Annotated in this window: 23 protein-coding genes and 1 tRNA gene; 6 read left to right on the forward strand and 18 right to left on the reverse strand. The window is 35.6% G+C overall.

Going from position 1 to position 25,906, the window contains the following annotated elements; all coding sequences use genetic code 11:
- From Q0K76_RS11170 to Q0K76_RS11190, 5 genes are all read left to right on the forward strand, one after another.
- Positions 1-359, forward strand: a 359-nt coding sequence (locus tag Q0K76_RS11170; RefSeq protein WP_294615697.1) for a DUF2345 domain-containing protein, incomplete at its 5' end; no start/stop codon positions are given.
- Between the two features lie 2 nt (positions 360-361).
- Positions 362-1,312: a DUF4123 domain-containing protein gene (locus Q0K76_RS11175; protein ID WP_294615699.1), complete on the forward strand. Its 951-nt coding sequence runs from the start codon at positions 362-364 to the stop codon at positions 1,310-1,312.
- Entirely contained in the window at positions 1,312-4,662 is a 3,351-nt protein-coding gene (locus tag Q0K76_RS11180) for a T6SS effector BTH_I2691 family protein (RefSeq protein WP_294615701.1), read from the forward strand. Before Q0K76_RS11175 ends, Q0K76_RS11180 begins: the two co-directional genes overlap by 1 nt.
- A gap of 28 nt (positions 4,663-4,690) precedes the next feature.
- Positions 4,691-5,656: a putative type VI secretion system effector gene (locus Q0K76_RS11185; RefSeq protein WP_294615703.1), complete on the forward strand. Its 966-nt coding sequence runs from the start codon at positions 4,691-4,693 to the stop codon at positions 5,654-5,656.
- A 47-nt stretch (positions 5,657-5,703) separates the two neighbouring features.
- Complete coding sequence (locus tag Q0K76_RS11190) at positions 5,704-6,669, forward strand: putative type VI secretion system effector (protein WP_294615705.1); 966 nt, start codon at positions 5,704-5,706, stop codon at positions 6,667-6,669.
- Between the two features lie 104 nt (positions 6,670-6,773).
- Here the strand turns inward: Q0K76_RS11190 and Q0K76_RS11195 are convergent.
- The 18 genes from Q0K76_RS11195 to tyrA form a co-directional block, all read right to left on the reverse strand.
- Positions 6,774-6,849, reverse strand: a tRNA-Asn gene (locus tag Q0K76_RS11195).
- 90 nt (positions 6,850-6,939) lie between these two features.
- Positions 6,940-7,524, reverse strand: coding sequence for a YiiX/YebB-like N1pC/P60 family cysteine hydrolase (locus tag Q0K76_RS11200; RefSeq protein WP_294615707.1), 585 nt, complete (start codon positions 7,522-7,524; stop codon positions 6,940-6,942).
- Complete coding sequence (locus Q0K76_RS11205) at positions 7,508-8,095, reverse strand: biotin transporter BioY (RefSeq protein ID WP_294615709.1); 588 nt, start codon at positions 8,093-8,095, stop codon at positions 7,508-7,510. Before Q0K76_RS11205 ends, Q0K76_RS11200 begins: the two co-directional genes overlap by 17 nt.
- A gap of 181 nt (positions 8,096-8,276) precedes the next feature.
- Positions 8,277-8,909 (reverse strand): MBL fold metallo-hydrolase, encoded by a 633-nt coding sequence (locus Q0K76_RS11210; RefSeq protein WP_294615711.1) that lies wholly within the window; start codon positions 8,907-8,909, stop codon positions 8,277-8,279.
- Between the two features lie 5 nt (positions 8,910-8,914).
- Complete coding sequence (locus Q0K76_RS11215; RefSeq protein WP_294615713.1) at positions 8,915-10,309, reverse strand: MFS transporter; 1,395 nt, start codon at positions 10,307-10,309, stop codon at positions 8,915-8,917.
- A 122-nt stretch (positions 10,310-10,431) separates the two neighbouring features.
- Positions 10,432-11,403, reverse strand: coding sequence for a bile acid:sodium symporter family protein (locus Q0K76_RS11220; protein ID WP_294615715.1), 972 nt, complete (start codon positions 11,401-11,403; stop codon positions 10,432-10,434).
- A 61-nt stretch (positions 11,404-11,464) separates the two neighbouring features.
- Positions 11,465-12,250, reverse strand: coding sequence for a TatD family hydrolase (locus Q0K76_RS11225; protein ID WP_294615717.1), 786 nt, complete (start codon positions 12,248-12,250; stop codon positions 11,465-11,467).
- Positions 12,251-12,258: 8 nt separating this feature from the next.
- A complete protein-coding gene (gene recC / locus Q0K76_RS11230) occupies positions 12,259-15,471 on the reverse strand; it encodes an exodeoxyribonuclease V subunit gamma (RefSeq protein WP_294615719.1) in 3,213 nt (1,070 codons plus the stop codon).
- 272 nt (positions 15,472-15,743) lie between these two features.
- The gene (locus Q0K76_RS11235; protein ID WP_294615721.1) at positions 15,744-16,169 is read right to left on the reverse strand and encodes a F0F1 ATP synthase subunit epsilon; all 426 of its coding nucleotides are present in this window, start codon (positions 16,167-16,169) and stop codon (positions 15,744-15,746) included.
- 26 nt (positions 16,170-16,195) lie between these two features.
- The gene (atpD, locus tag Q0K76_RS11240; protein WP_294615723.1) at positions 16,196-17,578 is read right to left on the reverse strand and encodes a F0F1 ATP synthase subunit beta; all 1,383 of its coding nucleotides are present in this window, start codon (positions 17,576-17,578) and stop codon (positions 16,196-16,198) included.
- A 47-nt stretch (positions 17,579-17,625) separates the two neighbouring features.
- Positions 17,626-18,495: a F0F1 ATP synthase subunit gamma gene (gene atpG / locus Q0K76_RS11245; RefSeq protein WP_294615725.1), complete on the reverse strand. Its 870-nt coding sequence runs from the start codon at positions 18,493-18,495 to the stop codon at positions 17,626-17,628.
- A 14-nt stretch (positions 18,496-18,509) separates the two neighbouring features.
- The gene (gene atpA / locus Q0K76_RS11250; RefSeq protein ID WP_363322483.1) at positions 18,510-20,051 is read right to left on the reverse strand and encodes a F0F1 ATP synthase subunit alpha; all 1,542 of its coding nucleotides are present in this window, start codon (positions 20,049-20,051) and stop codon (positions 18,510-18,512) included.
- 11 nt (positions 20,052-20,062) lie between these two features.
- On the reverse strand, positions 20,063-20,596 hold the full coding sequence (gene atpH, locus Q0K76_RS11255; protein WP_294615727.1) for a F0F1 ATP synthase subunit delta: 534 nt from the start codon (positions 20,594-20,596) through the stop codon (positions 20,063-20,065).
- A 13-nt stretch (positions 20,597-20,609) separates the two neighbouring features.
- Positions 20,610-21,080 (reverse strand): F0F1 ATP synthase subunit B, encoded by a 471-nt coding sequence (atpF, locus tag Q0K76_RS11260; RefSeq protein WP_294615729.1) that lies wholly within the window; start codon positions 21,078-21,080, stop codon positions 20,610-20,612.
- A gap of 24 nt (positions 21,081-21,104) precedes the next feature.
- Complete coding sequence (gene atpE / locus Q0K76_RS11265; RefSeq protein ID WP_034901511.1) at positions 21,105-21,335, reverse strand: F0F1 ATP synthase subunit C; 231 nt, start codon at positions 21,333-21,335, stop codon at positions 21,105-21,107.
- 36 nt (positions 21,336-21,371) lie between these two features.
- On the reverse strand, positions 21,372-22,154 hold the full coding sequence (atpB, locus tag Q0K76_RS11270) for a F0F1 ATP synthase subunit A (RefSeq protein WP_294615733.1): 783 nt from the start codon (positions 22,152-22,154) through the stop codon (positions 21,372-21,374).
- Between the two features lie 255 nt (positions 22,155-22,409).
- A complete protein-coding gene (gene glmM / locus Q0K76_RS11275; protein WP_294615735.1) occupies positions 22,410-23,741 on the reverse strand; it encodes a phosphoglucosamine mutase in 1,332 nt (443 codons plus the stop codon).
- A gap of 111 nt (positions 23,742-23,852) precedes the next feature.
- Positions 23,853-24,974: a bifunctional chorismate mutase/prephenate dehydrogenase gene (gene tyrA / locus Q0K76_RS11280; RefSeq protein ID WP_294615737.1), complete on the reverse strand. Its 1,122-nt coding sequence runs from the start codon at positions 24,972-24,974 to the stop codon at positions 23,853-23,855.
- Between the two features lie 115 nt (positions 24,975-25,089).
- On the opposite strand from tyrA, the gene xthA reads away from it, so the two are divergent.
- Positions 25,090-25,896 (forward strand): exodeoxyribonuclease III, encoded by an 807-nt coding sequence (gene xthA, locus Q0K76_RS11285; protein ID WP_294615739.1) that lies wholly within the window; start codon positions 25,090-25,092, stop codon positions 25,894-25,896.
- Positions 25,897-25,906: the final 10 nt, after the last annotated feature.

Below are 25,906 nucleotides of genomic sequence, written 5' to 3' on the forward strand. Positions count from 1 at the left end.
GTCTGTTTGCTCAAAAAGCCGGGATAAAGCTATTTGCCAATCAAGGAGATATAGAAGTTCAAGCCCAAACTGATAACCTTGCTATGGCGGCGAAACAAGATATTAAGGTAGATAGTGTGTCGGGTAAAACTGATTTATCGGCAACAAAAGAAATCATTTTAGTGTGTGGCGGCTCTTATATCAAAATCAACAGTAGCGGTATAGAGCTAGGTACCTCAAGTAATATCTACTTAAAATGTAATGCTATGCAAAAGATGGGGGCGGCAAATATGGCGGCGAATTATTTGTTACCTTCAGGTTGTGAAGCTGCAATACAAGAAGCTGAAAAATTACAAAAAGCAAATGTTTCATTAGGGTAATTATGGATTTCAAAACTAATTTAATATCAGGGGTACAAAAACAAGATATTGGAACTATTTTTCAAAAAATTCTTGCTTTATCATCAGAAAGTGATGGACATTTTTATCTTATCTATCAATCACACGAACAGAAAACAACTTTAACAGATTTGGTGGCTAAAAAAACATTAAACCTATTTGAATATAATGGATATCAAATTAAACCTACGCCTGGAATAATTGAACTTAATTTGGCTAACGAGCAAGATCAAAATATTTTAAAACAAAGCATTGAAGAATTTTGTTTAGCGATCGATCCAAAAACAACCTTATATGCAAAGGCACGTTTTGTTTATGGTTGGATTATTTCACCATTAAGTGCTGAATTATTAGCAAAGCAGCTAGGCTTTATTGCAATCCAAAAATCAGATGATGAAAATCAACTTTTACGCTATTTTGATCCCGTGGTATTGTCAATACTGTTAAATATATTGATACCTGAGCAACAGCAATACTTACTTAATTCAGTTCAATTTTGGTTATATATTAACAGTGATGGACATTTAATCATTAAAAAAAATCACCGAGAAGTAAGGGAGCATTTACTAGGTAATTTAGGTATTGATAGTGAACAGTGGCGACAAATAAATTGGATTGAAAATCGTAATCAAGTACTTGCACGATATCATTTTTTTTACCCACAATATCATTTAGTCGAAAGTGAAGCGGACACTATTATTATGCAAGCTTTTAAAAGTGCTATACGTAAAGGATATGATGATAAACGTGATTTATCAGAATACGCATATCAGAGTTTAGTTATTCATCCTCAATTCATTGAACATCCAATCATTACAAAAGCAATTAAACAAAATAGTAATCAATCGTTAATCAAACAACTACAAAATATTACCCCAACACAATGGGACATTGTGAAAAATGCTGTTAACAAAAATATAGAAGGGAATAAATAATGGGTTTATGTCAAAAATGTAGATCAGTAGGACTACCGGTTTATCCTGTACGTTATACAGTTGCACCAGAATATATTATGGCAGACTTACCATCATGGGCAGAAAACAAACAATTACCAACTTTGTCAAAATATAGCAAATATGCACTTAGAACAATGCGAAAAGGTTATCTTTATGTATTTTGTCAGTATGAAGATAATAGCATAGATTTAGAAATAACAGTTTATAAAGTTGACGAACAAGGTGGTTTTTGGCAACAAGATATTAGTAAAGAGTTGGATTTATTAAGATTTGGCGATAGTGTTAGTGAAAAGCAACAATCAGTTCCTTTAAATGATATGCAAACAACTTGCAATAATAGTGCGCATTTAGCTAGTAATATTGCTTTTATTACACTAGCAAAACCAGAAAAATGTGAAACAGCATGGCTAGCATATAGTGAACATAAATGGAGTACTAAAACAATAAAACAATATCTCAATGATGAAGATAAACGCAACTTACGCATGCAAGCGATAAAACCCAAACAGTGGTTAAATTGCCAACAAAGTAATGATGGCATTACTACAGCCAACCAAGAAGCAATAGCTTCAACAATGGATATACAAGAGATTGAAGATACTCTAGAAAAAAAAACGACGAAGTTGCTAAATTTTAGTACATGCAAGTACACACTTTGCTTTCCTTATTTATATGGTAACAAATCGTTAGACAAAGTACCTCTTTCCGAATTCCGAATACCAGGCGGCCCAACATTTAGTTATAATAGACAGTTATTTAAAAAGCGAAGTACGTTAAGCCCATGGCAACAACTGCCTAAAGAAGGGTTACAACTTTCATACACGGAAACTTATTCAGCCTACCTAAATAAAAAGATGCAGTCGGCTGAACGTAATAACACGGGTAGCCCACCAATGATGGTTGCTTTAATCGACAGTATTGGTATTGCTGCCGAATTAAGTAATTGGGGAAACAGCGCACTTAATTCATTCAAGAAAATAATAGCAGAAAGGCAGCGAGAAAATGCTGCTTGCAGTGGCATTGCATTCCTTGAAGAAGCAGTAAAAAACAGTGATTTTTCTAAAAGTGAACAAGAATTTAAAGAGCACATCAAGAAAACAAATAAAAAATATCTTTCAGATGCCAAATATTTTAATAGCAAAAACTATCATTATGATAGTGGTATTTTAGGAGTAAGTGATACAAGTCGTATGCATCAATGGGATGACAAACAAAAAGCCCAAGGACAACGAGTTATTAATATCGTCAATAAATCTAACGATAAATTTATATCATTAGATCCAAATTTAACAGAAATTGAACGATATATTAATGGGATAACACATCAAGCAAAAAATTTGGTGCAATTTATAAATGATAATTACCTAATAAAAGAAATTGGCGAAGAAAAACATGCTTGTATTTTTGACCAAATATTTGCATTAGATAAAAATGCAAATATAGCTCAAATTAATAGTTTAACGGCTGAATTAAAACTTATGGAAGTTGAGTTTACTGGCAAAGCAAAAGTTTATGAAACAAACTGGCATAAGCAAAATAAAACCGAAATGTCTGCTCAAAAACGTTGGAAAAAATATGATGTTTGTTTATCCCATCATTATAAAGAATATAAAAAACAGTATGCCACCTTTTTAAAAGATACTGAAAGTTATATCAGCGCACTATTAGATGATTTAATTTCATGGATTGATTGCACTAAACTAAAAGATAAACACCCATTCTCATTATCAGCTGATGATCTTTTTCAAGATGACGATAATTATTTAGCGTTTGCCAACGATATTTTAATGACATTAGGTATACAAGCTACAAACAATAAGATTACACAACTTTTTACTCATTTTATTGAGGATGAAGCCTTAGAAAGTCATAATATCATTTGGTCAGCGGTGTTTGCCAATCGAAAAATGGATAAAGCCGCACAACAGAAATGTGTAAGTTTGTTATTATCACTAGATAAAACAAGCGAATTAAAATCTAGCTCTTATGGTGAATTATTAGATCAATTAGAAACAGTATTGGAATTTTATCAGGGTGAATCAAAAGAGAGTGATGTCCTAATTGAGCTAGGAGATAGTATAGATAAACAAGTTCCGTCAATTTTTAATTCACAAGTTGAACATAAAAAACTAGATACAACTAAAGAATTTTTAGAAGCCTTTAAAAGTGAACGAAATACTTTAATGGATGACAATTCTACTGATGCAAAAATCACAGCTGCCGCCCTGCAACCTATTAAAAAGGCAAGTTCTGCAGTAGTTATTGCTCTATTAAATTACTTAAGTAATATTGGGGGGAATGTATTATCCCAAATGGCACAATCATTTTATATCGCAGCAACGCCAGGGACCGTATCAAAAAAATCTATGAAAGCGTTTTTACAAAAGTATGACTCTTTTGTTAAAGAATTAAGAAAATCTATGAAATCACATGTTAGTACGGCAGGTGAACAATTTGCAAACGGCACACAGATATTAACTGATCAATTGAAAAAATGCATAACAAATAATAAAGTTGGTGCTGGATTTGCAGGTGCAATATTAGGTATTCATATAGTAAAGATATTTTCAATTGTTACTGATAGTTCTTTAAAAACTCAAGCCCAACAATCGAATGCCAATGCAGAGTTAACCATGGCAATAACTGCTTCAATTGCAGCAAGTTTCAATTTATTGGCTATATATGGCGAGAATGGGCGGTTTAATGCAAAACAAATCACTCGTATACAATTTTCAGGTAATTTTTTTGGTTTTATAGCAGGGATAATCGGAATCGGTATAAATTGGCATGAGGATACATCAGATAAACAAGGGGTAGATCTATTTTTATTTAATGCTTCTGCATTTAGTTTAATAATATCAACTATTGATTTATTTTTACAAATGGGTAAAACCAGTTTACTTCAATTAATGGATCGAGGTATCGCATCATTGGGAAATATATTGATAAAAAGAAGTTTAATTCGCGTCTCTGTTACAATGGCAGGAAGATTTTGTATATCACTATTTGCACTTGCTTTAAATCCATGGATTGCATTAGGAATATTTTTAATTCAATTAGCAATTGAATTGAATAAACCAGATGATATGCAGGTGTGGTTAACTCGTTGCTGTTTTGGCATAGGGCAAGATGCTTTTAATAGTGAATATGATGATCGATATAAAACCGCCGAAGAGGAAATGAAAGCACTGGAAGCAATTTTTAAAAAATATGAACAAGCACTAAAAGAGTATTATGACGAACAGGCAGCAGAAAGAGCGAAAAGAGAAACACCAGTATTTACACCAGGAGAGTGGCAAGTTTTGCGCAATCCACCTTTTATACACTAAATAAAATTAATACAACAAGAGGTCAGGTATGCCCTACGCAAAATATGATGGCAAGGATATCACTTATAAAGATAAAGAGCAGTTATTAAAAAAAACGGGTATCAGTATTGATAATCCAACGCTACCACCCAAAAATTTGGTAAAGCTGAGTGGCACGCTATCGGAGTTTAAAGGGATTTTTTGTTATGCACCATTATTTGATGGGGCATATATGAGTGAAGAGCAAAAGGAAAAACAGAAAAATAAACTGAGGCGCGGAGCAGTATTAGCCACCTTAAATGGTAACAGCGTCGCGGCACTGGCGGGGTTAGGCCATGCCAATGGTAATGACCGCAGTAATGATTTTCGCGCACAGTATATTACCGCCAAATTAGATAACACAATTAACTTACAAGGTTGGCTCGGTTATTATAAATTTAATGATGGCGATCAGGTAGAAGTGGTGGCTGAAAAGCATGATGATTATTACGAAGTATATGCCATGCTTAAACCCAGTGAACAAATTATTTCGCTTATTCCCCCTTGTTTTGCTGGGCGCAAACATGCCTTAAAATACTATCATTTGCCCATATTTATTGTTTATGTTGTCTGTTCATTATTAATGACTTACTTTTTTTGGGATTTTACTTTAGATAATCTTTTAGGTTGTTTTGTAAGTATAGGTATAATATTTATAGTAGGAATACTAATTGTATATAAAAACTCTATTGCTACTCACGTTACCCTCGCTGAACAAATTTTTACCGTTTTAGGTTGGCAAGATGTCACTAATATCAATCTAGTCACTATCTGTAAGCAGCATATTGTGAAATTAATTGTGCAAGGCAAATATGCAACTGAATATAATCACAGTACCGATCCATATATTCGCCCGCCTAAAAATGGAGCAGGGTGGTATTTTTATTATTACGATCCTGACGTGCTGTGTAAAAAGGATAAGAAGAAATTACCGATAAACCCAAAAAACGAGGTTGAGGATAAAGAGGATCAATAGTTGATTTTTTATCAACTAAGCGTAATTAATACAACAAGAGGTCAGGTATGCCCTACGCAAAATATGATGGCAAGGATATCACTTATAAAGATAAAGAGCAGTTATTAAAAAAAACGGGTATCAGTATTGATAATCCAACGCTACCACCCAAAAATTTGGTAAAGCTGAGTGGCACGCTATCGGAGTTTAAAGGGATTTTTTGTTATGCACCATTATTTGATGGGGCATATATGAGTGAAGAGCAAAAGGAAAAACAGAAAAATAAACTGAGGCGCGGAGCAGTATTAGCCACCTTAAATGGTAACAGCGTCGCGGCACTGGCGGGGTTAGGCCATGCCAATGGTAATGACCGCAGTAATGATTTTCGCGCACAGTATATTACCGCCAAATTAGATAACACAATTAACTTACAAGGTTGGCTCGGTTATTATAAATTTAATGATGGCGATCAGGTAGAAGTGGTGGCTGAAAAGCATGATGATTATTACGAAGTATATGCCATGCTTAAACCCAGTGAACAAATTATTTCGCTTATTCCCCCTTGTTTTGCTGGGCGCAAACATGCCTTAAAATACTATCATTTGCCCATATTTATTGTTTATGTTGTCTGTTCATTATTAATGACTTACTTTTTTTGGGATTTTACTTTAGATAATCTTTTAGGTTGTTTTGTAAGTATAGGTATAATATTTATAGTAGGAATACTAATTGTATATAAAAACTCTATTGCTACTCACGTTACCCTCGCTGAACAAATTTTTACCGTTTTAGGTTGGCAAGATGTCACTAATATCAATCTAGTCACTATCTGTAAGCAGCATATTGTGAAATTAATTGTGCAAGGCAAATATGCAACTGAATATAATCACAGTACCGATCCATATATTCGCCCGCCTAAAAATGGAGCAGGGTGGTATTTTTATTATTACGATCCTGACGTGCTGTGTAAAAAGGATAAGAAGAAATTACCGATAAACCCAAAAAACGAGGTTAAGGATAAAGAGGATCAATAGTTGATTTAATGCTACCAATGACAAGACCAGTTTAGTTCAGTTATTGGCAAAAGGCATTAATCATTAAGGATTCATTAGCAAAAAGGTGAAGTTAGGCAAGAAATTGGCTCCTCCAACAGGACTTGAACCTGTGACATACGGATTAACAGTCCGCCGTTCTACCGACTGAACTATGGAGGAACCGAAATGTAGCGCGCATATTATAGATTTAATGGCAGTATGTCAATAGCTAGATCATAGAAATTAATTTTTTAGTTTAATTAATTCACTTTATTGCGCAAAAAACAATCGAACAGTTTTAAATAAATGGAATTGTCGTAATAATTGTTGTGGATGAGAGCCAAGTACTCCTTGTGGAATGGTTTGTTTGATGCAATCATAATAATTATTCCAATAAGGTAGGATCTGTTGAGTGGTTAAATCTTTAAAATTCATTGGATATAATTGAAAATAATCGTCACAAAGTTCTGTTTTAAAGGCATAAGTGATAAGCTCACTACAATAAAATCCTTCTGCATCTGGATGAAAGCTATGATTGTACGGTGAACCTAAGCAGGTAATCACTCGAGTTAATGCCTGTTGGATAATTAAAGCGTTGTCGATAGTTGCAATAACATGGTGACGCCCTGCCGAAAAAAAATCGGCAAGGGATTGTTGAGCAACACCTGCTTTTTTAGTTGCATGTATAACAGTATTATTGCCTACATATAAAGCAACATGATTTATTTGAGTTATTATCCTCTTATCCATACTTGACACTGTGCCAGAATGGCTAACAGCGTCATTAAATAAAGATTCCTCTTTAAGACTTTGAAAGATAATATCACCATTATTTAAATTATGGTTTTTGGGCATGATTACGCCACAACATATACATAATACAGCTTGCCAATGTGAACTTAAGCAAATCAAAACCGGCAAAAGGCAAATAACCTATTTTTATTGCTTCATATAAATTGATATGTAAATAACCCGCTAAATAAGTAACCCCAAATACAAAAGTCATCTGATGAGCACAAGCAAAAGCAATTAGACCTAATATAAATTGGCGATCATAGCCTTTTTCTGTTGCCAACCCAGATAAGTAAGCACTTACTACAAACCCATATAAATAACCAGCCGATGGGGAAAGTAATGCAGCAATTCCACTACCGCCGTTGGCAAAAACAGGTAGCCCCAAAGCACCCAACAAGAGATATTGTAATAAAGCTAATGTACCTAAACGTCGACCTAAAAAAGCACCGATAAGTAGCACGACCAGTGATTGTAGTGTGAAGGGAATGGGATATGTTGGGATACTTATATTTGCAGCAATAGCTAATATTAACGTTGAACAAGTAGTTACTAATATTTTACGCTGCCATGATGACAATTTTAGTAACGTAGTGATAAAAACGGGATAACATGGTGTAAGCGGTTGGTGCATAATCATTCCTCCTTTTATGAATTAATAGACTTATCATCATAATTGAAGGATTTATATTGTAAACCTTTTTTTTGCAAAAAGGTTTACTTTATTGGTGTTTTTTTTGGGAGACGATTAACAATCAATAATGTTTGTTATCACACACTAACTAGTGCGATAACAATCTACTATTTTGTTTTAATTAAATTAAATAAGGGTTACTAATGCGTTCATTGCCAAATGTTGACATTGGACCATGTCCTGGTATGAACACAAAATCATCACCAAGAGGTAGTAATTTGTTAGTAATAGCAGAAATTAAACTGGCGTGATTACCTCGTGGAAAATCGGTTCGTCCAACACTGCCTTTAAATAGTACATCTCCAACAAAAGCCAACCTATCTTGATGGTTAATAAACACAATATGTCCAGGAGTATGTCCAGGACAAAATAATACATCAAATACCGTTTTACCAACATGAATCTGGTCACCTTCTTGTAACCAGCGATCTGGTAAAAATGCTTCAGTATAGGGAAAGCCAAATTGCATACTCTGTTGTGGTAAACTATTGAATAGAAATTCATCCTCTTGGTTTGGGCCAATAATTTTAACATTGAAATGTTCAGCTAATTTAACTGCTGCACCAACATGATCTAAATGACCATGGGTTAATAGTATTTGTTTGATGTTAACCTTTAGTTTTTCCACTGCATTTTGCAATAACTCAGGCTCACCTCCCGGATCGATAAAAGCCGCCTCTTTGGTTTCATCACACCAAATAATGCTACAATTTTCTTCAAAAGAAGTAACTGGAATAATTTGATATTGAAACATATTGTTTATCTCCTTCGATGAGAAATTAGGTTTTGTCCGTCTTGTTTTTTTAGTCTAGCAAAAATAATGCTCGATAGCACAGTAACCACGCCTAGTATAATAAAGGTTATTTGAAACGCATGGATGGTAGTTGTAGTATTACTGATAAGCCGTACTAAGACAGCGCCAAATCCGGTACCAAAACTGATCGCTAGTTGTTGGTTGACTGCCATTAAACTATTACCACTGCTGGTGCTTTCACCTTGTAAGTTAGCTAGTGTAATGCTATTCATTGCAGTATATTGCATCGAATTGACTCCACCAATACAAAATAGTAATAAACATAACACCACAATAGGTGTGGATAAATTTAAATACGACATTAAAAAAATTAATATACCAGCTATAATTGTGTTCGCAATCAGAACTGAACGGTAGCCAAGATGCCCTAAAATACGTGGAATAAATATCCTTGTGCAGATCGAAGCGATAGCCATTGGTACTAACATCATACCGGCAAATATTGGCGAATAACCAAACCCAACTTGTAAAAATAATGGAATCAGAAAAGGTACACCTGAAATTCCTAAACGACAAGCTAAATTACCCACAATGCCTATTTTGAATGTTCGAATCTCAAATAATGAGAGTGGAAACAATGGTGCGGTTGTTTTTTTGGCATATCCACGGTAAATTAATAAAAAAACTAGGCTGACTAGCACAAGGATTAATGAAAAATGTCCACTTTGATTGTGACTTAAAAACTCGACACTCAATGTGGCACTAATAAAGGTAATAACTATAAACAAAAAGCCAAATAGATCAAAAGGCATACGTTGACCTTTAATATTTGGCATATAACGCCAACTGATGATCGCCCCTAAAATACCAAAGGGTAAGTTAATAAAAAAGACCCAGTGCCAGCTGACCATATCAACCAGATAACCACCAAGTACCGGCCCTAATACTGGACCGACTAATCCTGGAATTGTTGCGGTATTTAATGCTACTAAGAAATCGCTACGCTTAAAGGATTTGATTAAAACTAAACGAGATACTGGCACCATCATTGAACCACCAATACCTTGAATGACGCGTGAAATATCTAAGAAAATTAATGAATTGGATAATGCACAAAGCAATGATCCCATAGTGAATAATAAAACCGCCATTACAAAAATGTTTTTAGTACCAAATCTGTCTGATAAAAATCCACTTACTGGGATAAATAAGGCTAAGGTTATTGCATAACTAATAACAGCTGATTGCATATTCAAAGGGGATTGGTTGAGATCCTTAGCCATGGTTGGTAGTGCGGTATTTAATATCGATGTATCAAGTGATTGCATAAAAAAAGCAAAAGCCGCAATCCATGGTAATATGCGATAAACAAAAGGTGATAACTGTATTTCGTTATTCATTTTAAATTGGCCTAAAATTGATCCAAAGATGGGGCGCAGAGATTACAGATATATGCACCAAAGATTATGCTCTTTCCGTATTATACGGAAAGAGCATATGGATTTGATATTAATTTACAATATTATTTGTCAATTGTTGTTTTTTTCTTATTTTTGGGTGGTTTACCTTGCCAGTAACCTGCTAATAATGAACCGGAAATATTATGCCAGACTGAAAATACAGCTGCAGGTAATGCCGAAAGTGCTGTAAAGTAACTCGTTCCAAGTGTAGCTGCTAACGCAGAGTTTTGCATGCCAACTTCAAGTGACATGGTTCGGCACGTTGATTCATCAAACCCAAATAGGCGACCGCCCCAATAACCGCCAAGTAAGCCTAATCCATTATGTAATATAACAGCCAATATTACCGTAAACCCTACCTGAGCGATTTGCGCATGGCTACCCGCTACGACTATGCAAAGAATTAATAAAATGCAAAGCATTGACATTAATGGTAAAAATCGTTCACATTTTTTAACCACAGGTAATAACAAATGGTGAATCAAAAGGCCTAATAAAATCGGAAATAGAACTATTTGTATAATATGCACTAACATACTCCAGATAGGCACTTCGACTGTTGTTCCTACTAGTAGATAAGTTAGTATTGGCGTGATAACAACGCCCACTAAAGTCGATACTGATGAGATAGTTATCGACAAAGCTACATCACCTTTAGCTAAATAAATCATTACATTTGATGCGGTACCACTAGCAACGCTACCAACAAGTACCATGCCAACTAATAATTCAGGTCGCATTGTAAACAATTTAGATAAAAGTAATGCGGCTAAAGGCATCACAATATAATGTAATAAGGTACAAATGATCACCGCTTTAGGCCTTGTTACTACGCGTTTAAAATCATCAATACTTAAAGTAACGCCCATAGTAAACATGACAAACATTAGTAGTTGTGATACATAAGGTCGCACCGGTAAAAAGGTGTTAGGTAAAAAATATGCAATTATTGCACAAAGTATCGCCCATAAAGGAAATAGGCGAGTAAGCGAAATAATAGATTGAACAAAAAGTTGATTAAATCGTTGAGCCATAAAAACCCACCACGTAGTTCAATAAAATAACTTAATAATAATTATATAGTTATTTTAAATATTATTTAGGAAATTCAATTTTATTAATTCTATTAAAAAGCGTCAAGGTATTTGTTAAAATTACGTTAATTATTTGTGAGGGTGACTCGTGACGTAATTGTACCAGAATATTGCAAATTTCAACGATATTCTCTGGACGGTTAATTTCACCTTGTTGGCCACTTAATGGCATGTCAGGCGCATCAGTTTCTAGCATTAAACTAGTGAGTGGCAACTTAGCAATGGTATTGCGAGTTTTATTGGCACGAACATAACTAATAACACCACCTACACCTATATAATAACCGAGTTTAATAAATTGCATGGCTTGTTGATAACTACCTGAAAAGCCATGTATCACACCACGACGAGGTAAGTTAGCTTGCCGTAATTCATGGTACATTATGTCATGAGCTTTACGAGAGTGAATTAAAACCGGTAAATCAAAGCGTTTAGCTAATGCTAGTTGTGCTCTAAAAAAAGATAATTGTTGTGACCAATCTATGGTTAAATCATATCGATCTAGTCCAATTTCGCCAATGGCTACTAATTTGTTGGGCTTGTTTTTTACCATATTAGTTAATTGATGTAGATCAGCTTCGGAATGTTGATAAATAGGATGTAAACCTAAAGCGGCATAGATTTCAGGATACTTATCCACCAGTTGTAGTAATTGAGTAAAGTGGTTAGCTGATACAGCTGGCACAATTAATCCGACTATATTGGCTTGCCGAATAGCATTAATTGACGCCTTTAGATTTTGGGTAAATGCAGGGAAATTAAAATGGCAATGTGTATCAATAAACATAGTATTTCCTATTTTACAGTTACCTGATGTAATAAAATTGGCATTAAAAAACGCCGTGCATATAGCGTAATTTGTTCGATTAATGTGTCAGTTAATTCCGGATAGAGACGGGAATAATAACTATCACATTCAGCAGAATGATTAAATCCCCCATTCCAAGTACTTAATAATTGATTAATGGCTTTATCGCTTGGGATTATTTCTCCGGCTTTGGTATTATAGGCGGTTGTTAACCAGTTCCATGCGCTTTGTATTGGCATTAATAATGGTTGGTTAATACCGTGTAAATAACCTTCTACTAATGTAGTTAAAATGTTTATCGCTTCATTGGTATTCAAGTATAAAAAACGCCATTCATGATCTTCACGCCCGTAAATTCGACTTTGGCTATCTAAGTTATCTGGATTTAAAATACAATAAACTAAATGGTCGATCCACAATGCGATGCCATCACGAATTGAAAGCTTGGATGGTCGCCATGATAATATACCATCTGGTTGAGTATGGGTAAGCCAGCCTTGTAATTGGCAAGTTTGCTTGGCAGTTGTAATAGTTAAATTAACTTCTAAATTACTGGTATTAAGCTGTTCTTGTTTGATTTTATGCGCTAATAACTGCATTATTTTGTTTTGCTCGTCATAAATAATCTGTCCAAAAGCGCCATCAGGTAATTCTCCGGTTAATGCTAACTGGTGATAAAAACCATTGGGATCTTGACTATCTTTAGTGATGAGTTGGTTTAAGATTTGTGAATTTAATTGATAGCGCTTTAAACTATCGAGATTAAAATTTTCGGCATCCGGTAAAGTATCATCAAGGTAATTGATATAAAAGTTAAAACGTTTTTGTAAAAATAACCTAATGGAATGCTGGTAAAATCGTTTTAATTCATCAAGACTGATTTTATCGACGGTAATAGCTGGGATCTCACTAATAAAAGAGTGAGTTTCACCCTGCTGCAACGCTGCCGGTAGCCACTCATCGGCATAACTTCTTGGTTCTTGTAAATAATTTTGGGGATTAAATGGTGTGCGTGTATGCATAACCCGTAAAAAATCAAGTGGATTATTTATTTGTTGTGAATTATCAGCGGGTTGTTCACCATAATATTGTGCAATATATTCCCAAAGTTCATCAACTAATACCGATGGATAACGTTCACTATCATCTTTCATATCACGCCCAATGTAGCTGATATATAGCTGTTGTTGGGCAGATAAAATGGCTTCTAAAAATAAATAACGATCATCATTACGACGACTACGATCGCCTCGTCTAGGATATTGTGCGATTAAATCAAAATCTAATGGCAATGATGTTCTTGGATAATCCCCATCATTCATACCTAACAAGCAGACAATTTTAAAAGGTATTGAACGCATGGGCATCATGGTACAAAAGTTGATTTTACCAACTAAGAATCGATGAGCTAAATGGTTCTGTTCTAAACGTGATTGCATAGCATCATGTAAAACAGTAATTGAAATATTGTCAGAAAAATTGGCAATTAAACCACTGTTTATTAATTTTTGCCATTCGTCTTCAATCATTAATAAAATTGATTCCCGTTGCTGATTGCTCATAAAGAAATCATTAAGCAATTCAAAGCAACAACCTTGCCATGCAATCAATGATTTGTTTTCACTTAATACTGACAACCATTTGCGAACGACAGTAATAAATTCAGCTAACTGTCCAATTAATTCAGCATCGAGTCCAATTGCCCCATCGTACGGTGATATTTGTTGCCAGCCGCCTTGTTCACTACTCATGGTATAACCAAGTAATAGCCGTTCTAATCCAAATAACCAGCTGTGAGTATTTTCTAAACCAAAACGAATTCCAGACTCGATAATCCATGTTTTTAGTGTAGTTAACTGGGATTGATTGATAGCAAATTTTTCTGACACTGCAGGGATTTCAAGTAAATTAAACAGTTCTTCAGCCGTAAATCGGCTTTGAGGAAAGTTCAAAATAGCAAAAAATCCTTGCACTATTGGATCGATATTGCGAGCTTTTTGATCAGAAATAGTAAAAGGTAAATAACGTTGACCAGTAGCATTGCCAAATACCGCTCGAATATAAGGAACATACCTGTCAATATCGGAAACCATGACAATACAATCACGTAATTCCACGGTCGGATTGGTATCAAAAACGGACAAAAGGTAGTCATATAATACTTCTACTTCACGCTGTTCACTATGACAAGCATGAAACGAGATTGACTTATCTGTTGGTACAATTGATTGTTTAGTTTGATTAGTTGGGTAAAGTTCTAATATATCTTGTTGTAGATCATGTAATAAACAAGAACGCTGTTGATCAACAAACATCTCAATATCTTGTTTACTATTGAATTCTTGTAACAAAAACAGATTATCACGACCCAATTTTCCCCATGAAGTGAGTAGTGGATTAGGTATTTGATTAAAGGAATTTTGAATATCGGATAATTGTTTTTCAATAATATCCCCCCAATACCATTTACATGGATTGTTAAACATTAAATGAACATCAATATGTTGTCCAAGCGCTGCAAGAAGCGATAAATAAATAGGGGGGAGTGAAGTTATACCAAAAATAAATATTCGTTTTGGCAACTGTTTTAACAATGAACAATCTAAGTTTTTATTTAGCAAGATATCAAGCATTTGTTGATAAATATTGGCTCGGTGATAAGGTTGGTTTATTGCTACTAATTGACGCCAAAGTTCTGCTTGCCATATTTCATCAGGATGATGATTGAGTTCTGTCACTGTTTGATTGGCTTCCCACTTTATTAGCCAATCAGGTCGGTAGACCAAATATTGGTCAAATAAACGCGCAATACGGGTTGCAAGTTGATACAGTTTCCTGTCTTGTTTATCAATACTAAGATAATGTTTAAGTGAGTTAAATTCGGTTTGTTCAATGATTTTTGGCAGTAGATTATATAACTGCCAAGTCATCGATTCAGTATTATAGCTATTTTCGATAGGTGCATCTGGTAATAAAGTTTGATAAATTTGCCAAATAAATTCAGTTGGGAAAGGAAAAGCAAGATTTGCCACAATGCCAAGTTCATTCGCCAATTCAATTTGTAACCATTGCGCCATTCCTTGACTCTGCACGATGACGTAATCAGGTACAAATACCTCATTTAAAGGGTGCAAGCGCATCAATTCACTCACGAGAGATTTGAGTAAATCGACTTGATTTGAATGATATATGGTAAACATAGTGGCACTAGCATTAATAAGATTAAATAAGATTATCGCTAATAGTAGCTAATAAATCCAGTTACGCTTGAATTGCCAATATTTTAACATAACCAGCTATCTATTAAGTTAAAATAGGTAAATGGTATAAAAAATCATTTATTAATATGCGAAAAAATAACAATAATCTTAATCTGTTTAGATATTATTTATTATTGTGGGATTAAACGAAAAGGTTACAGAATACTGCCCTGTAACCAAAACATTTATTTTGATGAGATCGTAAAAACTAATTACTGACCCAGACGGCGAGTTAATTCAATAACTCGAACTTTAGCAAGAGCTTTAGATAATTCAGCTGATGCTTGTGCGAATGACACATCGCTAGCCGGGTTATTAATATGTTCTTGTGCTTGTCTTACCGCTTCTTGAGCCCGGGCTTCATCTAGGTCTTCACCACGAATAGCGGTATCCGCTAAAATAGTTACTATTTTAGGTTGAACTTCTAAAATTCCACCTGATAGATAGATAAACTCTTCTTCGCCATCAGCTTTAACAATGCCCACCATACCTGGTTTAATAGTTGTAAGTAGAGGGGTATGACCAGGGTAAATTCCTAGTTCACCTTCTCTACCTGTCACTCTGATTCGCTGAACATCACCCGAAAAAAGGTGAGATTCAGCACTAACAACTTCTAATTGATAGGAAGTTAGTGCCATAATACTATCTCCGTTCAATGAATCTCTTAGAGAGATTTCGCTTTTTCAATCGCTTCATCGATTGAACCAACCATATAAAATGCCTGTTCAGGGATATGGTCATAATCACCATTCATAATACCGCTAAATGCATTAATCGTATCTTTTAATGGTACATATTTACCCGGTGAACCAGTGAATACTTCGGCAACGAAGAATGGTTGCGATAAGAAACGTTGAATTTTACGAGCACGAGCAACGATCAATTTATCATCTTCTGATAATTCGTCCATACCAAGAATTGCAATAATATCTTTTAATTCTTGATAACGTTGCAGAATTGATTGTACTCCACGTGCACAGTCGTAATGCTCTTGACCAACCACTAACGGATCTAATTGACGGCTAGTTGAATCTAATGGATCCACCGCTGGATAGATACCTAATGAGGCGATTTGACGACTCAATACAATAGTTGCATCTAAGTGTGCAAAAGTTGTTGCTGGTGATGGGTCAGTTAAGTCATCAGCGGGTACATATACTGCTTGGATTGAAGTAATTGAACCTGTTTTAGTTGATGTAATACGTTCTTGTAATAATCCCATTTCTTCTGCTAATGTTGGTTGGTAACCTACCGCAGAAGGCATACGACCTAATAGTGCAGATACTTCAGTACCAGCTAAGGTATAGCGATAAATATTATCGATAAATAATAGTACGTCTTTACCTTCGTCACGGAATTTTTCTGCCATGGTTAACCCAGTTAACGCAACACGCAAACGGTTTCCTGGTGGCTCATTCATCTGACCATAAACTAACGATACTTTATCAAGTACATTGGATTCCTTCATTTCATGATAGAAGTCATTACCTTCACGAGTACGCTCCCCAACACCGGTAAATACTGAGTATCCTGAGTGTTCGATAGCGATATTACGGATTAACTCCATCATGTTAACTGTTTTACCAACACCTGCACCACCGAATAGACCAACTTTACCACCTTTAGCAAATGGACAAATTAAGTCAATAACCTTTATACCTGTTTCGAGTAGTTCGGTTGAGTTAGCTAGCTCGTCATATGAAGGTGCTGCGCGGTGAATAGCCCAACGTTCTTCTTCACCGATTGGACCTGCTTTATCAACAGGATCGCCAAGTACGTTCATAATACGGCCGAGTGTTTTAGTACCAACGGGTACTTCAATTCCGTGACCTGTATTTACTACTTTAAGTCCACGCCTTAAACCATCAGATGATCCCATTGCGATACAACAGACAACGCCACCACCTAATTGTTGTTGAACTTCCAGAACTAATTTTTCAGTGCCAGTTTCCACTTCTAATGCATCGTATACCTTTGGTACTGCATTTTCTGGGAATTCGACATCAACCACCGCACCGATGATCTGGACAATCTTTCCAGTAGCCATTTTTATTCCTCTACGTCTTTTTCTTAATTATAAGCCAATATTTAGCACTAACCTGAAACAGCGGCTGCACCAGATACAATATCAATCAATTCGTTAGTAATAGCACCTTGGCGTGCTTTGTTATACACAATTTGTAATTCATTGATTAAATTTGCACCGTTATCTGTTGCTGCTTTCATGGCCACCATTCTTGCTGCTTGTTCACTCGCTAGATTTTCAACCACAGCCTGATAGACTTGTGATTCAATATAACGACGTAAAATCACATCTAATAATGATTTAGCATCTGGCTCATAAATATAATCCCATGATGAAGCTTTCAGCTCTTTATCTTCCGAAGATGGTAGTGGTAATAATTGCTGTATTGTTGGTTTTTGTGACATGGTATTAATAAATTGATTGGTTACAATATATAATTTATCAATGTTACCATTATCATATGCCTCAAGCATTGTTTTTACCGGACCAATAAGATTGGATAATGTTGGTTCGTCTCCCAAATTGGTGACTTGAGTTAAGATGTTGGTTTTTACTGATGAGAAAAACGATACACCTCGAGAACCAATTAAAGCTACATCTGCTTCAATCCCTTTTTCCTGCCATGCAGACATATCAGCAAGGACAGTTTTAAAAAGATTGATATTTAAACCACCACATAAACCACGATCGGTTGAAATGATTAGATAACCAACTCGTTTAACATCCCTCTCTTCTAAATAAGGATGTTTGGTACCTATCTGAGCTAACGCTAAATGTCCAATTACTTCTCGAATCATGTCAGCATATGGACGGCTCGCTGCCATTCGATCTTGCGTTTTACGCATTTTAGAATTGGCAACCATTTCCATTGCTTTAGTGATTTTTTGCGTACTTTGGATACTGGCAATTTTCGTTCTAATCTCTTTTGCATTAGCCATTTTTTACCTCACCCTTACCAAGTTTGAGTTGATTTAAAGTTTTCAAGCACTGCTTTTAACTTAATTTCAATCTCATCATTGTAATTACCTGTTTTGTCGATTAATCTGACAAGATCAGGATATTGACTATGGGCATAAGCAAGGAGTGCAGTTTCAAATGATAACACTTTAGCTAATTCGACATCTTCAAGATAACCCCGTTCAGCTGCATAAAGTACAATTGATTGTTCAGCAACTGTCATTGGCGAATATTGCTTTTGTTTCAATAATTCTGTTACTTTCTCACCATGACTCAATTGATTGCGTGTTGCTTCATCTAAATCAGATGCAAACTGTGAGAATGCCGCTAATTCACGATACTGTGCAAGTGCAGTACGAATACCACCTGATAATTTTTTCATTATTTTAGTTTGCGCCGCGCCACCTACACGTGATACAGATATACCCGGGTTAACCGCTGGGCGAATGCCTGAGTTAAATAGGCTGGTTTCCAAGAAGATTTGCCCATCAGTAATCGAAATTACGTTAGTAGGTACGAACGCCGAAACGTCACCTGCTTGGGTTTCGATAATTGGCAATGCCGTTAATGAACCTGTTTTACCTTTGACTTCACCTTTAGTAAATTCTTCAACATAAGCTTCATTTACGCGCGCAGCACGTTCTAATAAACGAGAATGAAGATAAAATACATCACCCGGATATGCTTCACGTCCAGGTGGGCGACGAAGTAATAAGGAAATTTGTCGATAAGCAACGGCTTGTTTAGATAAATCGTCATATACAATTAACGCATCTTCACCACGATCACGGAAGTATTCTCCCATTGCACAACCTGCATATGGTGCTAAATATTGTAATGCAGCTGATTCAGATGCTGATGCAACTACAACAATAGTATTTTTAAGTGCCCCATGTTCTTCTAGTTTGCGCACTACGTTAGCAATAGTTGATTGTTTTTGACCAATTGCTACATAAATACATTTTACTCCAGAATCACGTTGGTTGATGATTGCGTCAATAGCCAATGCTGTTTTACCGGTTTGGCGGTCACCAATGATGAGCTCTCGTTGACCACGACCGATTGGAATCATGGAGTCTACGGCTTTATAACCGGTTTGTAATGCTTGATCAACAGATTGACGATCGATAACCCCAGGTGCTACTACTTCAACAGGTGAGAATCCATCATGTTGAATTGAACCTTTACCGTCAATTGGTTCACCAAGTGTATTAATAACTCGCCCTAATAAACCGTTACCTACCGGAACTTGTAAAATACGACCAGTACATTGTACTTTCATACCTTCAGATAAATCTTCGAACGGCCCCATAACTACGGCACCGACTGAGTCTCTTTCTAGGTTTAATGCCATAGCATAACGGTTACCAGGTAATGCAATCATTTCACCTTGCATTACATCAGTTAATCCGTGGATACGAAGAATACCATCACTAACAGATATGATAGTTCCTTCATTGTGAGCATCACTCACAATATTGAACTGAGCTATCCGCTCTTTAATTAGTTCACTTATTTCAGTTGAATTTAGATGCATTATCAGTCCCCTTAAGACTGTAGAGCGTCATTTAAACGATTTAGACGCCCTCTGATACTACTATCAATAACCATATCGCCCGTACGAATAATAAAACCAGAAATGAGCGATTTATCTATATGACATTTTAGTTTTACTTTTCGTGATAAACGTTTTTCGACAGCGACAGAAATCTTATCAAGTTGTTCATTAGATAGGGCTTGTGCAGAAATAACATCTACATCTGCTTGGGCTTCTCTATCTAAACATAATTGTTCAAACAGAGTTAACACTTCAGGCAGAAGTGATAAACGCTTATTTTCAGCCATAATCTTAATAAAATTGGTGCTAAACTCATTTAATACATCTTTACATATATTAATAAGTAGATTCGCAACCAAATCGGTTTTCATGTCAGATGTTAATATGCTTCTTATCTGTTCGTCTTTACTTACTTCAGATGTTAGCACTAACATTTTATGCCATGACTCAATACTATTTTTTTCCACCGCGAAGTCGAAAGCGGCTTTAGCATAAGGACGAGCAATTGTAATTAAGTCCGCCATTGCTCTATTCTCCTTATAATTCAGCTACTAGTTTATCAATGATGTCGCTATTAGCGGCTTCATTAACAGAACGTTCAATAATTTTTTCTGCACCGGCAATAGCGAGCGTAGCGACTTGTTGTTTAAGCTCTTCACGAGCACGCTTACGTTCGGCTTCTACTTCGGCAAGACCTTGAGCAACAATTCGTTCTTTTTCACGAGAAGCTTCTTGCTTTGCTTCTTCTAGAATAATTGTTTTGCGTTTATTTGCTTGCTCAATAATTGCATTAGCCTCAACCTTAGCCTGTTGCATTATGTCAGATGTATTTGCTTTGGCTAATTCCAAATCTTTTTTTGCTGTTTCTGCAGAAGCAAGTCCATCGGCTATCTCTTTTTGGCGTTTTTCAATCGCTCGGATAACTGGAGGCCAAACAAACTTCATACAGAACCAAACAAACAATACAAATGTAATTGCTTGGCCGAGGAGAGTTGCGTTCATATTCATGAGACAATTCCTCTTTAATTATTATTAGCCTGCGACAGCAAAAATGACATATAGTGCAATACCCACACAGATCATTGGGATCGCATCAACTAAGCCCATCACGATGAAAAATTGAGTTCGTAACATCGGCATTAATTCAGGTTGACGCGCAGCACCTTCTAAGAATTTACCACCTAATAAGCCGATGCCAACTGCACCACCAATTGCAGCTAATCCCATCATTATGCCTGCGGCTACAAATAACATACTATCCATTATATACTCCAGTTTATTATCAAAAAAATGTTAAAATTAATGATCTTCCGTTGTTGATGCCATCGCTAGATAGACAATCGTCAACACCATAAAAATAAAAGCTTGTAATGTAATTATTAAAATATGGAAAATAGCCCATGGTAATGATAATACCCACTGTGACCACCAAGGTAATAGTGCCGCAATCAGAATAAAGATAAGTTCACCCGCATACATATTTCCAAAAAGTCGGAGACCTAAAGAAACTGGTTTGGCTAAAAGGCTGACCAGTTCCAGTACCAAATTTATTGGTGCAAATGCCCAGTGATTAAATGGGTGAAGCGTGTATTCTTTAATAAATCCAGTGATGCCTTTATATTTAATTGAATAAATGATAATTAAAACAAAAACACCTAAAGACATCGACATGGTAATACTGACATCAGCGGTAGGGACAACTCTTAAATGTGAAAGACCGATATATTGTGCCGCATAAGGTAGAAAATCAACAGGAATGAGGTCCAATAAATTCATCAAAAAAACCCAAATAAACACCGTTAACGCTAATGGTGCTATTAGCTTATTTTGACCAGTAAACATATCTTTCACGGTATTATTGACAAACTCAAAAATCATCTCAACGGCGCATTGTAATTTACTTGGTACGCCACTAGTTGCTTTTTGAGCTACACGGTAGAAAATCCATAAAAAAAGAATACCGAGCAATACTGAAAAAAACAATGAGTCAAGATTTAACGTCCAAAATCCTGAGCCAACTTGCAAATTTTCAAGATGGTGCTTGATATAAGCTTGCGGCGAAGCTGGAGAGGAAACCGTCATATAACCCTCTTACCTAATCCTAAAAACAAAAAAATATTGCTTACTTTTAATCCCGAAAGATATAAGCAATCACTAAAAAAATTGGAGTGTTATTTTAAACCTAATTACCTATATTAAGTCAACCTTTGATTAACGAAATAAAGAATTTAAATATTTTTTATTAATTTTTTGTAAAGAAATAACAAACCGCCGATAACTTTAATAAAATTCTCACACTATCAATGGGTTAAATAATGATAATAAATAACTCTATTTTTAAGCTTTAATTGTATCGGCTATAAATTCTGCTAATTTTCGAACCTCTACTTCATTGCTTCCTTCTACCATTACACGAATAACCGGTTCAGTGCCAGATTTACGAATTAATACACGACCATTACCGGCTAGTTGTGATTCTACTTGTTCAATAGCGGCTTTTACTTTCGGGTTATTTAATGGATCATGTTCACCAGAAAAACGGACATTAATGAGCACTTGAGGTAACATTGTCATACCGATACATAAGTCAGCTAAAGACATATCATTACGTATCATCGCACTTAATACTTGTAAACCGGCAATAATACCATCGCCTGTTGTGGTTTTATCTAATAATAGAACATGCCCTGAATTTTCTGCGCCTAGTCGCCAATTTTTCTCAAGGAGTTTTTCAAGCACATAACGATCCCCAACTTTAGCGCGGATAAATGGAATACCTAGATTTTTCAGTGCTATTTCCAGTCCCATATTACTCATCAATGTGCCAACAATTCCACCTTTGAGTTGGCCATTTCTCAATGCTTCTCGGGCGATAATATAAATAATTAAGTCACCATCAATTTTTCGACCTTGATCATCAACCATAATTATACGATCGCCATCGCCATCTAATGCAAAACCTAAATCGGCTTTTTCATCAATAACGCGTTTGGCTAATGTTTTAACATTCGTTGCGCCACAGTTTTCGTTAATATTAACGCCATCAGGTTCACAGCCAATCTTTATAACATGAGCGCCGAGTTCGCGTAATACTTTTGGTGCGATATGATAAGTTGCACCATTAGCACAATCGACCACAATTTTTAGTCCTGATAAACTTAAATCATGATCAAAGGTACTTTTACAAAATTCTATATAACGTCCTGCTGCATCGGTAATTCTACTGGCACGTCCAAGTTGCTCAGATTCGACACAATCAATTTCTTTTTCAAGTTGGGCTTCAATTTCTAGTTCTATTGCATCATCAAGCTTTTTCCCTTCGGTTGAAAAGAACTTGATCCCATTATCATAAAAAGGATTGTGAGAAGCAGAAATCACTACACCAGCATCGGCACGAAATGTGCGAGTCAAATAGGCAATAGCAGGTGTTGGCATGGGACCGGTAAAAGCAGTAGCAACCCCAGCTGATGCAAATCCTGCTTCAAGTGCAGATTCCAGCATATAACCCGAAATACGGGTATCTTTACCGATTAAAACTTTTTTAACCCCATCTTTAGCTAGTACTCGACCTGCTGCCCAACCTAACTTTAATGCAAAGTCGGGTGTGATAGGGTATTGCCCGACTTTGCCTCGAATCCCATCAGTACCAAAATATTTTCGATTAGACATCTAATTTCCTCAAACTAAAATGTATTTGTTAAATTGGTAAACTTTAAATCCTGTCTTTTGTAAATAAGTTTCAGATTAAGCATACGTTTTAGTATAAATTTTAGTATAAATTTATTCTCGATTATCATTCGCAAATTTTAACAAAACTTGGCTTTCTTTGATAAACCGTTGTGCATAATTACCAAACCAAGCACTTACTTCGTTAAAATTATTGATAAACTTGTCTTTGTCACGTTGCTCAAGCAAATCAACCATCTCACCAAATCGTTTATAATAACGTTTAATTAGTTCAATATTATCATCTGATGCCATAATGATATCAGCGTAAAGCTCTGGGTCTTGAGCAAAAAGCCGACCAACCATCATTAGTTCCAATCGATAAATGGGTGAAGATAAGGCGATTAATTGTTCTAAATCTGCATGTTCACGTTGCAGATTAACTCCGTAGGCAAAAGAAGTAAAATGCCGCAAAGCTTGAATAAAAGACATACATTTATCGTGTTGTTTTGCGTCGATGGAGCATAGATTTGCTCCCCAAATTCGCATTTGCTCAATCAGCCATTGGTATTGGTTAGGTTCACGCCCTTCGCAATAAACTATAATTTGTTTGGCTAAATTGGGGACATCAGGACCAAACATAGGATGCAAACCTACTACTGGACCGGGATGTTTGTCTAACATTGCTTTTAGGGGTTTAACTTTAATTGAAGTTAAATCTGTTAAAATACAATCTTTGGGAAGTGATGGTAATTGTTCAATAATTTCACACGTTTTATTTATCGGAACCGTGACAATGACGGCTGCTGCATCAGCGATTATTTCGTTAGCTTGATGCATAGTTTTTGAACCCAACGTTTTAACATTATACCCTGATAATTTAAATAAACGAGAAAACAGCTTTCCCATTTGTCCATTACCACCAATAATCACAATTGAACCTTGACCGGTGTAGACTTTTTTGAAACCTTTATCATTTTCGCTAATATAGGATTCACGCATTAGCCGGCGTAATATGTCTTCAATTAAGGCAGGAGAAATTCCCGCTTTTTCAGCCTCTTGTCGTCTTTTAGTTAACATATCGGTTTCACGTTTGGGATCGTATATAGGAATACCGTGTTTGCTTTTAACCTCACCAACTTGAGTAACTAATGCTAATCGCTCGGTAATAAGAGCCAAAATAGCTTTATCAATCTTATCAATTTCATCGCGTAATGCTAATAATTCCTCAGACATGTTCGGTTATTCCTTTTTATAACAATAGGGGCTTTTTCTATAATAGCTTAACAGTATATCGTATTTTTGGTAGCATGGCGCAATGCAACATTAAATCAAAGACAATAAATTTATTATGAAAGTTATCTCTTTTAATATTAATAGCCTCAGAGTACGCATCCATCAATTAGCCGCTATTATTAATAAACATCAGCCTGATGTGATTGGTTTACAAGAAACCAAAGTTCATGATGATCAGTTTCCTGTTGAAGAACTAAAACAATTTGGTTATTACTTAAATTATCATGGGCAAAAAGGGCATTATGGAGTGGCACTGTTAACTAAACAACAACCATTGTCGGTACAATGTGGCTTTCCAACTGATGTGGATGATGCACAATGTCGATTGATTATGGTGGAGTTACCAACCAGTCAAGGTAATTTAACCATCATCAATGGTTATTTTCCGCAAGGTGAAAGTTTGCACCATGAAATTAAATATCCAGCTAAGCGTAAATTTTATCAAGATCTGATTAACTATTTACAACAAAATCAACTAAGTAACCAATTGTCTTTAATTATGGGGGATATGAATATCAGTCCAACTGATTTAGATATTGGCATTTCAGAAGATAGTCGTAAACGTTGGTTGCGTACGGGTAAATGCTCATTTTTACCAGAAGAGCGCGAGTGGATGACAAACTTAATGTCGCTCGGTTTTATTGATACCTACCGCAACCATCATCCAATCGATCGAGAATATTCTTGGTTTGATTATCGTTCTAAGGGATTTGATACTTATACAGGGCTTAGAATTGATTTGATTTTAGCTAGTCAAAAACTAATGACCCATTGTAAACAAACGGGAATTGATTATGATATCCGGGCAATGGAAAAACCATCAGATCATGCACCCATTTGGGCGCAATTTGATTTATCGTAAACTAGAATAC

Origin of the sequence: uncultured Gilliamella sp. (assembly GCA_945271295.1) — a bacterium.
In the GTDB taxonomy this organism is placed as follows: Bacteria; Pseudomonadota; Gammaproteobacteria; order Enterobacterales; family Orbaceae; genus Gilliamella.